Raw genomic sequence first — 12764 nt, 5'->3', positions numbered from 1 at the left:
TAATGCGTAACGACTTAATTATCGGTTTAGATATTGGTAGCTCCTATGTGAGAGCGATTGCAGGCAAGCAAAACGACCGAGGCAGATTAGAAATTTTAGCTACAGGATCATCCGTAAATACAAACAATGTTTTAAACGGTGAGATTGTCAATATTAATAAAACGACGGCGGCGATTTCAGAGGCAATGAACCAAATTTCTCATGTCTTAGACGGGAAAAATTCAGAGCACTTTTTTGCCTCTAACCTTTCTGGTTCGCATATTAAAGTTCAGCCGTTTAGCCTTTCTAAAATTCGCAAAAACGAAAGAGAGCCCGTTTCAAACAACGAGGTGATGAGCCTTTTTGAAGAAGCAAAACGCACATTTGCAGATAAAAATCCTTGCGTACTACACACCTTACCCATCGGTTTTAAAGTGGGTAACTTACCTGATACCTTAGATCCCATCGGTCAAATAGGCCAAAAAATTCAAGCCGATTTCGTTTTCATCTCAGCGAATCCCAGCAAGAATGATTTGTTAACCCAATGCTTAAAATCAGCTGAAACGAAGCATTTAAAGAAAGGAAATGTCTATTTCAGTTCTTTAGCTACGGCTAGCTCGGTTCTAAACAAGGAAGAAAAGCAGGAAGGCGTTGTATTAGTCGATTTAGGAAGTGGGACGACAGAGATCAGTATCTTCCAGAACAACCGCTTAAAACACGCTACGGTATTAAATTGGGGTGGTGATTTACTCACAGAAGATATTCAATCCGGATTAGATATTTCGCGAGACCATGCAGAGAGCTTGAAGGTTCGTTTTGGTTCAGCTATTCAAAAAGACATTCCGATCAATGAGGTTGTGATGATTCCTGGAATTGCTGGCCGTAAACCTTCACCCGTTTCCGTTAAAAATTTAGCCATTATTATCGAAGAACGTTTGAAGGAATTAGCAGCTATCATTATTGCCGAAATATCGAAACAAACGGATATCAAGAACCTGAAAGCGGGTTTAGTGTTAACTGGAGGTGGAGCTCAATTGCCATATATCGATGAATTGTTCCAAAAATTCACTGGCCTTGATGCGCGCATTGGGGACCCTAATGCCACTTCATCGAATCCTGCTATCGCTATTGAGATCAAAGACCCTTCTTTTGCGACGGTAATTGGATTAGTTCAAGTATATTATGATCAGCAAGAATCAGCTGATGCGGAAGATACCCCTATGGCAAGTGCGCCGGTAAAAGAAATGGCGAATGAAACAGGTTATACTGAAGCGAAAGCCTCTAAACCTGCTCCACGTATAGGTGATCTATTCCGCAAAATGGTGGATGTTGTAATGGGTGATGATGAAGGCGGAGATGCCTCGTATTAGAATAACTTAGATTCAATCAACTGAATCAAAATGTGGATCACTTTGATGTGGATTTCTTGAATGCGATCTGCGTAACCAAAGTGGTCCACTCTTATTTCATGGCATCCATAGCCCGCTAATTTTCCCCCATCTTTGCCCGTAAATAAAATCACTTCCATTCCTTTCGCTTGAGCAGCTTTCACCGCCTCTATGATATTCGCTGAATTTCCAGAGGTAGAAATACCTACAAGCACGTCTCCTTTGTTTCCTAAGCCCTCGATGAAACGAGAAAAGATGTAATTATAGCCAAAGTCATTACTCACACAAGAGATGTGTGATGGATCTGAAATCGCCATCGCCGCTAATGCTGGACGATTCTCGCGAAAACGACCCGACAATTCCTCTGCAAAGTGCATGGCATCGCAATGACTGCCCCCATTACCACAAGACAAAATCTTATTTCCATTTTTCAAAGCTTCTACTAATACGTCAGCCGCCTTTTCGATAGCTTCTATCTTGGCAGGATTGCCTAAAAAGTCAGCTAATACTTGCTGTGATTCCTGAAGGGATTGGGTAATAAGCTTATTCATAGATTAAAGATAATTAAAAATCGCCTCCGGCACCGCCTCCGCCGAAGTCTCCCCCGCCGAAGCCACCAAAATCAAATCCTCCGCCTCCACCACCGGAGCCTCCTCTTCCATAATCTCCACCGCCTAAGAAGATAGGTGGAAAGAACATGCCGCCTCCGCGAGATCCAGGGCCATTTCCACCGCCGCGATTACGCGCAGCTTTGATGATGGCAATAATGATAAATAGTAGGAAAAAAATCAAAAAGGGAGGAATGCCTTGGGGCTCCTCTCCACTATCCTCATTCTTGAATTCGCCACTTGCACGACGCATCATTTCGGTGGTCGCTTCATCTAAGCCTTGGTAATAGGCACCTACTTTGAAGGTAGGCTTTAAGGTACGGTTGATAATTCGTTTGCAGACAGCATCCGGCAAGACATCTTCAATACCACGACCAGTCACAATACGCAGCTTGCGATCTTGCATAGCGACGAGGATGACAACTCCGTTATTTTTACCTTTTTGGCCAATACCCCAACCTTTACCAATATCGATTGCGTAATCGTAAGGATCGCGACCGTTCGTTGAATTAACTAATACGATGGCAAACTGAGTGGAAGTTGAGTCGGCATAGCCGCGCATTTTCTGCTCGAGTGCATTCTCCTCCTCTGGGTTTAAAAGTCCTGCCTCATCTAAAATGTACCCCTTCGGTTTCGCAGGAATGCCTTCTTGAGCGTAGGCAAAAGAACTAAAGAGCAATAAAAGTAGGACGAGTTTCCGCATAATTGAGATTAGATGCCAAAAGAGATTTCGTTTGACAATTCATTGACATCCCCCTTTTCGTAGGGAAAAAAGTTCTTCAAAACCTCACCCGTGCGCTTTACACCATGAGCCAGGCCAGCCCCGAATTCATCCTTTTTTAAATGGGCACGCATCTCGTCACGGATCGTTTCCCAAAATTCCGCCGGCACTTTCGCATCGATTCCTTTGTCACCAATAATACTAAACTTACGGTCTTTGATGGCCAGATACACCAAAACCCCATTCTGCAAATCGGTCTTCTGCATACCTAGTTGAAAGAATACTTCAGTCGCCCGATCAATCGGATGACCTGAGCAATGGCTTTCTACGTGTACACGAATCTCTCCAGACGTCATTAATTCAGCGTCTTGGATAGCTTGCAAAATCAGGTTTTGGTGTTCTTCTGACAAAAGCATTATTTCTTCTCGTCAAAATTTACTTCCGGTGCTTTATCTGAACCAGCTTCTGCTTGGAAGAATCCTTTTTCAGCGAATCCAGAAAAAGAAGCGATTAAGTTATTAGGGAAGGTAACGATCAAGGAATTATAGCCTTGAACAGCTGTGTTGAAATTATCACGCTCTTCTTTGATACGATTTTCTGTTCCCTCTAATTGTGCTTGCAACTCAGAGAAATTCTCCGTTGCCTTCAATTGTGGATAGTTTTCAGCCACCACCATCAAACGAGACAAGGCACCTCCTAAAGAAGACTGAGCCGCTTGGTATTTTTGCAAATTCTCAGGGCTTAAATCCTTCGAGTCTAATTTCATTTGTGTAGCAGAAGCACGCGCTTCGATCACTGCAGTCAATGTCGATTTCTCGAAATTAGCCACGGCTTGAACCGTCTTCACTAAGTTCGGGATTAAGTCTGCACGACGCTGGTAAGCACTTTGAACATTCGCCCACTTCGCTTTTACATCTTGATCTGAGGTAGCCATGCTATTACGTGAGCCAATTCCCCAAAAAATTACGAGAGCAATAACTCCCAAAACAATCCATACCGTCTTATTCATCTTTTTAATTTTTAATTGGTTAATAGTTGAAACAAAAATACGAGTTAAAATTTAAAGACCTGATTTCTGTGCCATAATCATCCGGTCGTTCCCCTTAAAATCTGTTAACAATTTGACCTCTTGGAAACCCTTGCTAAACAAGAGCTCTACCGTTTGAGTTCCAAAATATTGATTAATTTCTAAACAAAGGTATCCTCCATCCAATAAACGAGCCTGGGCAAAATCAGCTAAAGCCTCATAATATTTCAAGGCATCGTCATTAGGAACAAATAAAGCCAAATGAGGTTCAAAGTCCAACACATGATTCGCCATCTGTTCTTTCTCCTTCTCCGTCACATAGGGAGGATTGGATACAATGATATCCCAGCTACCCACCGAGGAAGGCCAGGCAAAAATGTCTTGCTGCAGGAAACTAACCTCTGCTTGCAAGGTCTCGGCATTCTGACGAGCCATCTCCAGCGCACCTTTAGAAATATCCCAGGCCTCTACCTGTAAAGATGGTCGTTCTAATTTCAATGAAATGGGAATGCAGCCTGATCCAGTGCCTACATCTAAAACCGAGGCATTCTCCTGAACGTGACGTAAAACTAGCTCGACCAATTCCTCCGTCTCCGGTCTTGGAATCAAGGTCTCTGAATTAACGGCAAACAAATGGTCTCTGAAGTAGGTCTTCCCCATAACATATTGCAGGGGTTCGCCGGCAGCAAGGCGAACTAAACGCCCAGGCCAATCGATAGGCAATTCCACCTCCTTTTTTAAAATAATATCCATCGAACTCAAATTCCATCCCAAATCCAGGCAACGAAAGGCAATTGCTCGGGCCTCGGAAGGCTCATAATGAGTCGAAATTGCCTCGGTGATTTGCTGGATGAGAATTGGACTGGAAATCAATTTCATTTGTGGAGAATTTGGGTAAATTTACAAATTATAAACCTCAGTTAACGCTATGAAAAAATTAATACTACCGCTCATCACAATCATGGGATTACAGGCCCCCGTGCAGGCGCAATACAAAACTATAGGCAAGATTCACGTCTATGATGAATCCGTAAAAACGCTGATCGATCCCACTTCCCCTATCGAGATTGTGGCAGAAGGGTATACTTGGTCTGAAGGTCCAGTTTGGGTGAAGAAAGGAGGCTATTTATTGTTTTCAGATGTACCGGAGAACAAAATATACAAATGGACTGCAGAAAAAGGGGCAGAGCTTTATTTAACACCATCGGGCTATTCGGGCTCTACTTATTATTCCTACGAACCAGGTGCGAATGGATTGATTATTAACCAAAAGGGTAACTTGGTTTCTGCTGAACACGGGAATAGACGAATAGCAGAAATGCCTTTGGGAAAACCGGAATTAAAAAAATCCCTCAGCGGATTATGGGAAGGCAAAAAACTCAACAGCCCGAACGACGTGATCCAAGCGAAAAACGGGGACTATTATTTCACAGATCCCCCTTACGGTTTACCAGGCCGCGGTAAAGAAGAGCCGGCTAAGGAAATAGCGTTTCAAGGGGTATACCGCATCAGTAAGAAAGGCGAAATGAGTTTGCAATACGACAAGATGGCCAGACCGAATGGCTTAGCGATGAATCTAGATGAAAGTATCCTCTATGTAGGATCTTCAGAACCTAAAGAATCCCATATTCTAGCCTTTCCAGTGGACAAAAAGGGTAATCTAGGCCAACCATCCGTGTTTTTTGATGCCGCTGAATTAGCAAAGCAAGGAATCCGTGGCGGTTATGATGGAATGAAACTAGATCAACAAGGAAACATCTGGACGACAGGACCCGGCGGAATCTTAATCATCAGCCCAGCCGGTAAATTACTGGGACGCATTGAGACAGGAAACCCGAATTCGAATGTGAATTTTGGAGAAGATGGATCGACTTTGTTTATCACCTCTAAGATGAATTTGTTGCGAGTAAAGACGAAGACAAGAGGATTGAAATAAAATATGCATAAAAAAAGGCCTCTTTCAGTTGAAGGAGGCCTTTTAATTTTAAAGTGACGCGTTTTACAATTTTCTAATCTTAATGTTTCTAAACCACACTTTATTTCCGTGATCTTGCAAAGCGATATGGCCTGCCATTACTTTACCAAAATCTGGCATACTCTTAAACTTAGATCCAGCGATCATGTCTTTCCAGTTTTGATCATCGGTACGAGTCTCCACTACTTTAGATCCATTTAAATACAATTGCAACAAGCCTTTATTATTCACAATACGTGCCGTATTCCACTCACCTACTGGCTTCGTAACATTCACAGAAGACTTGATTAGGTCGTATAAGTCACCTGAATTATGCTTATTAATTTTTCCATCTGGATGGCCTTCATCATGTAGAACCTGCATTTCTGGTCCTGTTACATAGGTTGCATGGTATTTTTTGGAATCATCATTTACATTAAAAATAATACCGGAATTACCGTTTGCAGAAATCTTCCAGTCTACCGAGAAATCATAATTAACAAAAGACTCATTCGTGACTAAATCACCTCCGTCTTTCTTCGCTGCATCGAATCCAATCACTCCGTCTTCGATTGTCCAAGAAGTTCCTACTTTTTCTCCTTTACCAAAGCTATGCCAGCCAGTGAAGGTTTTTCCATCAAATAATAGTTGAGTGCCATTTTTCTTTTCTGCCCTTGTTAGCTCATTCATCCCTTGGCTAAAAGACACAAATGCGAAGCAGACAGCCGCGCAGGTTAAAACGATTTTGTTCATGTTTATTAGGTTTATGATTTTTACAATACTACTAAAAGTCTGCAACAATTGTATCTGTCGGGGGCAATTTTAGCATCAAATCTTTGTAAATTGCGGGCTGATATAAAAATCCATGAAGACCAAAGTAGCCCCAAAGCCCTCCATCAACATCATCACCCTCGGTTGTTCCAAGAATCTAGTTGATTCTGAAGTGCTCTATACCCAGCTAAAAGGAAATGGTTTAGAGGTGACGCACGAGGCGAAAAAGGACAAGGCGAACATCGTCGTAATTAATACCTGTGGGTTTATTGATAATGCCAAACAAGAATCGATCGACACTATCCTCCGCTACGCAGACGCAAAAGAAGCTGGAAAGATCGACAAATTATACGTTACCGGATGTCTATCTCATCGCTATAAGGATGATTTAGAAAGAGAAATTCCGATGGTGGATTCCTTCTTTGGGACGAATGAATTACCTCGTTTACTGAAAGCCTTAAAGGCAGATTACAAGCACGAATTAGTGGGCGAGCGCCTATTAACGACCCCCGCACATTATGCCTATCTGAAGATTGCGGAAGGTTGTGACCGCCCTTGCAGTTTCTGTGCGATTCCATTAATGCGTGGAAAACACGTTTCCACTCCGATGGAGGAATTAGTGAAGGAGGCTTCATCGCTTGCGAAGAAAGGCACGAAAGAATTGATTTTAATTGCCCAAGATTTAACCTTCTACGGTTTAGACTTAAAAGGCGAAGGTAAATCAGGTAGAAAATTAAAAGAATTATTAGAGCGTTTATCCGATGTCAACGGCATCGAATGGATCCGCTTGCAATATGCGTACCCAGCTGGATTTCCTTTGGAAATTTTAGACACGATGGCAGAGCGTGATAATATCTGTAAATACCTAGATATGCCTCTCCAAAGTGGTTCAGACGCCATGTTGAAGCACATGCGTCGTGGTATCACCCGCGAGAAAACGGAGGAATTAATCCACACCATTCGCGAGAAAGTGCCGGGTATTGCTTTACGTACGACCTTGATTTCAGGTTACCCAGGCGAAACGGAAGAAGACTTTGAAGAGACCTATTCCTTCGTCGAGCGTATGCGTTTCGACCGTTTAGGCATCTTTAATTATAGCCACGAGGAAAATACGCACGCTTATCTTGTGAATGACGACGTACCAGAGGACGTGAAGCAATTCCGTTCTGATGAGATCATGGCGGTGCAGCAAGGAATTTCAGAAGAGTTAAATCAGCAGAAAGTAGGCCAAACCCTAAAAGTGATGGTCGACCGCAAAGAGAGCGGCTATTTCGTAGGGCGTACCGAATTTGATTCGCCAGAGGTAGATAATGAAGTATTAATCCCTGCGGAACAATATGCCCGTTTAGGCGATTTCGTGAATGTAAAGATCAATAAAGCCGAAGAATTCGACTTGTACGGCGATATTATAGCGTAAAAGAGCTGAGACGCATATCGCGTATATCGAAGGTCATTAACCCTTTTTGGGCGGGGGATCCGAAACCCGCCAGGTAGAAGATTGCCTCTTTTGCCTGCAACAATCCGATGATTCCGGGTAATACACCTAACACACCTACTTCATCGCAAGCAGGAATTTCTTGCGCACTCGGTTCGACCGGGAACAAGGACCGATACGAAGGACCATTAGGCGTAAACACCGCGAACTGGCCTTCCCAAGCGTGAATCGCACCATAGATAAACGGCTTCTTCATTTCCACACAGGTATCATTAATTAAGTAACGCGTTTTGAAGTTATCGGTACAATCGAGCATTAAATCGTGCTGCGCGATATACTTCGCAGCATTTTCTGATGTTAGATTCTCCGCGATTCCCTGGATGGCAATGGTCGGATTCAAAGCTTGCAAAGCCTCCGCGGACTTCAAAGCTTTCGAAGCGCCAACATCCGCTGTACGATACAATACTTGACGCGCTAAATTTGATAATTCGATTACGTCCGCATCCAGAATGGTAATCGAGCCTACCCCAGCTGCAGCCAGAAAAGGCAAGGCACCACAGCCTAAGCCACCTGCACCCACTACTAGAATGGACGCATTTTTCAGTGCCATCTGTTGCTGCTTCCGCCATTCGGGCAGATTCAGTTGTTTACGGTAGCGTTCGAATTCTAAATCAGATAGCATAGCTGCAAATAAAAAAAGCCTCCCTGAATTTCAGGAAGGCTAATTTCGATAATTATTTTGAAAACTAAACGCTTAACGTACCCTTACGAGCTGCAGCGATTAAAGTTTTTTCGAAACCGTTCTTGTTGATTGTACGAATTGCTTTCGCAGAAACCTTCATACGAACCCAAACACCTTCAGACTCTAAGAAGAATTTCTTCGTTTGTAAGTTCGGGTAGAACTTACGCTTAGTCTTGTTATTAGCGTGAGAAACGTTGTTTCCTACTTGAGTTTTGCGTCCTGTAATTTGACAAACCTTTGCCATCGTATCTAGTATTTAAAATTGTTCTTTCCTAAAGGGATTGCAAAATTAGAAAATATTTTGAAATAACCCAAACCTCTTTTGAAAATTTATAAAATGGTTCACAATGTGTATCTTTGGGCATGGCGAAGCGAAATACGAAGGCACCGTTGAAGAAAAAAATCATCTCTTCCTTGATTTGGTTAGGTACCCTGCCTTTGTGCCTCTACACGCTTTTGACCTATCTATTAAGTTATTCTCTCATCGTGGAGCATTGGTTTGCCGGGTTCATCATGATGACCATGCCCTATGCACAGTTATTGTGCTTTTTTTCTTTGATTTATTGGGTTTTTCAGCGAGCGAAGCGAGCGCTTTTGCCCTTGATTGTGCTAGCGCTGGGATACGGATTTATCGGAAGAACGATTAGCTTTAATCAACCTGTAGCAACCTTAAAAAAACCGTTAACGGTGATGAGTTATAATGTTTTTGGCATGTATTCAAACGAGTATGAGGCCAAAAAAGAAGAGTTAGAAGAACTCAAAAAATTCATTCGCGATTACGATGCCGACATCAAATGCTTCCAAGAATTCTATTCCCATTCGGATCGCAAGGCCTACCACACAGTCTCTTTCTTGAAGGAAAAATACCCTCATTACTCCTTCATTCCGCTGAAAAAGCAATTATTCGATTCGCATGAGAAGATGGGCTTAGTCGTATTTTCGAAATACCCCATCATTCACGAGGAGGGAGAACAGTTCGAAAATTCTGCGAATGGGTACCTACTAACTGATATTGTGAAGGACCAAGATACGATTCGCGTAATTAATTTGCAGCTTTGGTCGATGGGTATTCGAGTAAACAAAGTGACCTCTAAAATACGCTTACAAGATTATACGGATGCGAAGAAAGAAGGACGCGGCATCATTTCCTCCCTCCGCAAGGGCTTTATTGAACACAAAAAGGAGATGGATAAGATCAATCGCCTCATCCAAAAAAGCCCTTACCCCATCTTAGTCGTAGGCGATTTAAATGAAACGCCATCTGGATGGGCCTATGGAACGATCAGGGAACGATTGAAAAATTCCTTCGAGGAGGCTGGGTCCGGCTTTGGATTTACCTTAAATCGCAGCCCCTATTTAGTACGTATCGACGATCAATTCTTCTCGGACGAATGGAAAGCAGTCAATTTCCAAACCTTGCGAAACATCAAATACTCCGACCACTTCCCCACCGTAGGCCAATATATTCTACATGGAAAATAAGCTTTGGAAGGTTCTTGGAACGACTTTTGGTGTAGCTGTGACGCTGGGCGGAACCGTTGGAACCGGAATCTTGCGTAAACCAGGTCCTATCGCAGCTTCCCTTCACGACCCTAGTTTAATCCTAATTTTATGGGTGCTAGTGGCCATATATGCCTTATTAGGAGTTAGCTGCTTATTAGAGTTAAGTCTTTCAATTCCCAAAGCCGGTTCCTGGTACATCTATGCCGAACGCGCATTTGGTCGCTATATTGGATTCTTGGTGGGCCTTACCAGCTGGTTAGGAACTGTAACAGCCCTAGGTTTCGGTTCCTACACCTTTAGTGAATACCTGATCATCGTCTTTCCAAGTCTAAGTCCCTATCTAGTCTATTGCGCCATCGGTATCCTTGCCCTGTTGTGGTTTTTCCATCAATTGGGCGTGGTCATGGCAGGAAAATCCCAAGAATGGCTGAGTGGAATTAAGGCCGTAGCCCTTTTGATTTTCATTGCCATCTGCTTCTTTTACGGAGGTGGAGGTGTTTTTCAAGAGCAGGCCAAAGCCCCTACAGGCCTACCTCTCGCCACAGGCATCATGACCGCCCTTTTATCCATTTTTTATGCCTTCGACGGCTGGCACACCGCCAGTTATTTCACAGAAGAAAACAAGGATCCAGTTAAATCTATGCCAAAATCCATGTTTATTGGCGTCATCACCGTCGCCGTAATTTATTTGTTAATTAACGTCGGAATCCTCTACAGCCTACCCCTCGAAACACTATCAAGTAGCAAATTAGCCGCTGCAGACGCAATGAAGTTATTATTTGGAGCAGACATGGGTCGCTGGATAACCGTCTTTTTAATGCTCAGCATTCTAGGTATCTTAAATACTCAAGTGATGTTCGCCCCTCGAGTGATTTATTCGATGAGCCGCGATGGCCTATTTTTCAAAGCCGCAGAAAAAGTGAACGCCGCGGGCTCTCCCACGACCGCCACTCATTTAACCGTCTTTTCTGCCTGCCTTTTTCTACTTGCCGGCAAAGAAATTAACGAGCGTCTTTCAGACATCGCAACCTTCTTTTTTGTGGCCAGTTATCTAGCGGGTTTTGCATCACTTTTGCGTCTGCGCGTGACTGAACCTAACTTGAAGCGACCTTACCTGGTTTGGGGATATCCCTATTTGCCTTGGATATTATTGATTATCTCTGCGCTGTTCTTGGTGGGGACCTTGGTGACGAATCTGGGGAGTGTGGTGTATGTGGTGGGGTTTGTGGCGGTAAGCTATTTAGTATATCGAAAGTTTCTAGTTTTAGATCAGAGATTATAGAGTAGAGAGTAGAGATGGTTTAAATTGAATCTTTTCTTTTTACTCTCTAATCTATACTCTCTTATCTCTACTCTACACTCTATAATCTCTACTCTTTTTTAGTGTATCGCCTTCAAAAACTCCACCACCGAATTCTTAATATCCTTTACTGGGTTATTGCCTAAATTAGATAAAATGGAGAAGGCTAGTGTTTTTCCTTCTTTGGTCAAATAATATCCAGAAAGATCATAGGTATTTCCAAAAGAACCTGACTTCGCCCAAATACGAACCCCAGGATTAAGATCTTGCACATTGCGCATCGTTCCTGTTTTACTTGCTTCCGGCAAAAGGGTACGTAAACGATCTGGAGCCACTTCTTTTTGTAATAACTCTAGGATGTGTATGAAATCTTTCGGCCTAATTAAATTATAACGTGATAAACCCGAGCCATCTACCCAACGAATATCCTTCATAAATTCGTTGCCTGGCTCTTTTTTTAAATTTTCAATTACTTTAGTTGGATCCCACCCTTTTTCAGCAGCAATCATCACCAATAATTGTTCAGCAACCGCATTGTCACTTTCGTGCAACATCGGCAGGTATAAACTATCCATTTTCCCTGCATAAAAAATACGTGCATCTGGATGAACGGCTAGAGGCATTGTCTCGACCGATTTATGAAGTGTATCGGTCAAAAGAAAGGCCGTCATATCAGGCGAAGTAATGAATGGCACATCTTGAGATCCATAATTCTGAGTCTGTAATACCGGCAATTCAAACTGATTTTTCAACCAATTACGGCGTACCTCTAATGTAGATCCCGTCTTAGAAACCGCTTCAAAAGCATCCGGCATAATTCGCCATCTTTTAGCTGTCGCAGAAAAATTAACCAGGTTTGCATACAAGGGCATGTCTGAAATCTCCGCCGAATAATGGTCATTATAATCATCCCAAGCCCATCCAGTACCCAAAACAGGAATCTGCTTCAGGGGGGCACCATAGACTAAAACCTTAGAAGAAGCAGCTAGAAAATCGCGTAAAGCCGTGTTTTTGATAGTTGGATGCAGGTTAGAAATATCCCCCGTTCCCCAAAAAAAGAGGGTGTCTTTCGTCTCACGGTATTTGAAGGAGGGGATTTTATTACCAACTATTCGATTTGCCTGTAAAAAGGTCAATAGCTTCATATTTGAAGCCGGCATAAAGTATTGATCTGCGTTTTTCTCGAATAGTACCTTACCTGTCGCAAGGTCCTTGATCATCACGCCGCTAGCCCGCTGAGCCAAGCTAGATTCGTTGTAGGCGATCTGCAAATGGGAGCTTTGGCAACCTACCAAAGCCAGCAGGAATAAAAAGGCTAGATTTTTCATACGATAAA

General features: G+C 42.9%; 14 protein-coding genes. 5 read left to right on the top strand and 9 right to left on the bottom strand.

The window, feature by feature from the left end; genetic code table 11:
* Nucleotides 1-2 precede the first annotated feature (2 nt).
* Nucleotides 3-1349, top strand: a complete 1347-nt coding sequence (gene ftsA / locus ACILP5_RS02180; RefSeq protein WP_395617013.1) for a cell division protein FtsA — start codon at nucleotides 3-5, stop codon at nucleotides 1347-1349.
* Here ftsA and lpcA read toward each other — a convergent pair.
* Genes lpcA through prmC form a run of 5 tightly spaced genes read right to left on the bottom strand, consistent with a single transcriptional unit; the run spans nucleotide 1346 to nucleotide 4602 of the window.
* Nucleotides 1346-1918 (bottom strand): D-sedoheptulose 7-phosphate isomerase, encoded by a 573-nt coding sequence (gene lpcA / locus ACILP5_RS02175; RefSeq protein WP_395617012.1) that lies wholly within the window; start codon nucleotides 1916-1918, stop codon nucleotides 1346-1348. The two genes, ftsA and lpcA, sit on opposite strands and share 4 nt — an antisense overlap.
* Nucleotides 1919-1931: 13 nt before the next feature.
* Nucleotides 1932-2678: a TPM domain-containing protein gene (locus tag ACILP5_RS02170; RefSeq protein WP_395617011.1), complete on the bottom strand. Its 747-nt coding sequence runs from the start codon at nucleotides 2676-2678 to the stop codon at nucleotides 1932-1934.
* 8 nt (nucleotides 2679-2686) lie between these two features.
* Entirely contained in the window at nucleotides 2687-3112 is a 426-nt protein-coding gene (locus ACILP5_RS02165) for a TPM domain-containing protein (protein WP_395617010.1), read from the bottom strand.
* On the bottom strand, nucleotides 3112-3705 hold the full coding sequence (locus tag ACILP5_RS02160; protein WP_395617009.1) for a LemA family protein: 594 nt from the start codon (nucleotides 3703-3705) through the stop codon (nucleotides 3112-3114). The genes ACILP5_RS02165 and ACILP5_RS02160 overlap by 1 nt, the downstream gene beginning before the upstream one ends.
* A 51-nt stretch (nucleotides 3706-3756) precedes the next feature.
* Entirely contained in the window at nucleotides 3757-4602 is an 846-nt protein-coding gene (prmC, locus tag ACILP5_RS02155; protein WP_395617008.1) for a peptide chain release factor N(5)-glutamine methyltransferase, read from the bottom strand.
* A gap of 49 nt (nucleotides 4603-4651) precedes the next feature.
* Between prmC and ACILP5_RS02150 the strand changes: the two genes are divergently transcribed.
* A complete protein-coding gene (locus ACILP5_RS02150; protein WP_395617007.1) occupies nucleotides 4652-5659 on the top strand; it encodes an SMP-30/gluconolactonase/LRE family protein in 1008 nt (335 codons plus the stop codon).
* A 63-nt stretch (nucleotides 5660-5722) separates the two neighbouring features.
* Here the strand turns inward: ACILP5_RS02150 and ACILP5_RS02145 are convergent, their stop codons facing one another.
* Nucleotides 5723-6430 (bottom strand): DUF1080 domain-containing protein, encoded by a 708-nt coding sequence (locus ACILP5_RS02145; protein WP_395617006.1) that lies wholly within the window; start codon nucleotides 6428-6430, stop codon nucleotides 5723-5725.
* A gap of 112 nt (nucleotides 6431-6542) precedes the next feature.
* Here ACILP5_RS02145 and rimO point away from each other — a divergent pair, with 112 nt between their 5' ends.
* Nucleotides 6543-7865, top strand: a complete 1323-nt coding sequence (gene rimO, locus ACILP5_RS02140; RefSeq protein ID WP_395617005.1) for a 30S ribosomal protein S12 methylthiotransferase RimO — start codon at nucleotides 6543-6545, stop codon at nucleotides 7863-7865.
* Here the strand turns inward: rimO and ACILP5_RS02135 are convergent.
* Both ACILP5_RS02135 and rpmB read right to left on the bottom strand, forming a co-directional pair.
* Nucleotides 7855-8565: a HesA/MoeB/ThiF family protein gene (locus tag ACILP5_RS02135; RefSeq protein ID WP_395617004.1), complete on the bottom strand. Its 711-nt coding sequence runs from the start codon at nucleotides 8563-8565 to the stop codon at nucleotides 7855-7857. The two genes, rimO and ACILP5_RS02135, sit on opposite strands and share 11 nt — an antisense overlap.
* A 64-nt stretch (nucleotides 8566-8629) precedes the next feature.
* Nucleotides 8630-8869, bottom strand: a complete 240-nt coding sequence (gene rpmB, locus ACILP5_RS02130) for a 50S ribosomal protein L28 (RefSeq protein ID WP_130894998.1) — start codon at nucleotides 8867-8869, stop codon at nucleotides 8630-8632.
* A gap of 119 nt (nucleotides 8870-8988) precedes the next feature.
* Here rpmB and ACILP5_RS02125 point away from each other — a divergent pair, with 119 nt between their 5' ends.
* Both ACILP5_RS02125 and ACILP5_RS02120 read left to right on the top strand, forming a co-directional pair.
* A complete protein-coding gene (locus ACILP5_RS02125) occupies nucleotides 8989-10107 on the top strand; it encodes an endonuclease/exonuclease/phosphatase family protein (protein WP_395617003.1) in 1119 nt (372 codons plus the stop codon).
* Nucleotides 10097-11410, top strand: coding sequence for an APC family permease (locus tag ACILP5_RS02120; protein WP_395617002.1), 1314 nt, complete (start codon nucleotides 10097-10099; stop codon nucleotides 11408-11410). The genes ACILP5_RS02125 and ACILP5_RS02120 overlap by 11 nt, the downstream gene beginning before the upstream one ends.
* 98 nt (nucleotides 11411-11508) lie before the next feature.
* Here the strand turns inward: ACILP5_RS02120 and ACILP5_RS02115 are convergent, their stop codons facing one another.
* On the bottom strand, nucleotides 11509-12756 hold the full coding sequence (locus tag ACILP5_RS02115) for a D-alanyl-D-alanine carboxypeptidase (RefSeq protein WP_395617001.1): 1248 nt from the start codon (nucleotides 12754-12756) through the stop codon (nucleotides 11509-11511).
* Nucleotides 12757-12764: the final 8 nt, after the last annotated feature.

The sequence above is a fragment of the Aquirufa sp. genome (genome assembly GCF_044239315.1).
Classification (GTDB): domain Bacteria; phylum Bacteroidota; class Bacteroidia; order Cytophagales; family Spirosomataceae; genus Aquirufa.
The sequence above is the reverse complement of the archived record's forward strand: the minus strand, read 5'-3'. Positions and strand labels throughout refer to the sequence as shown.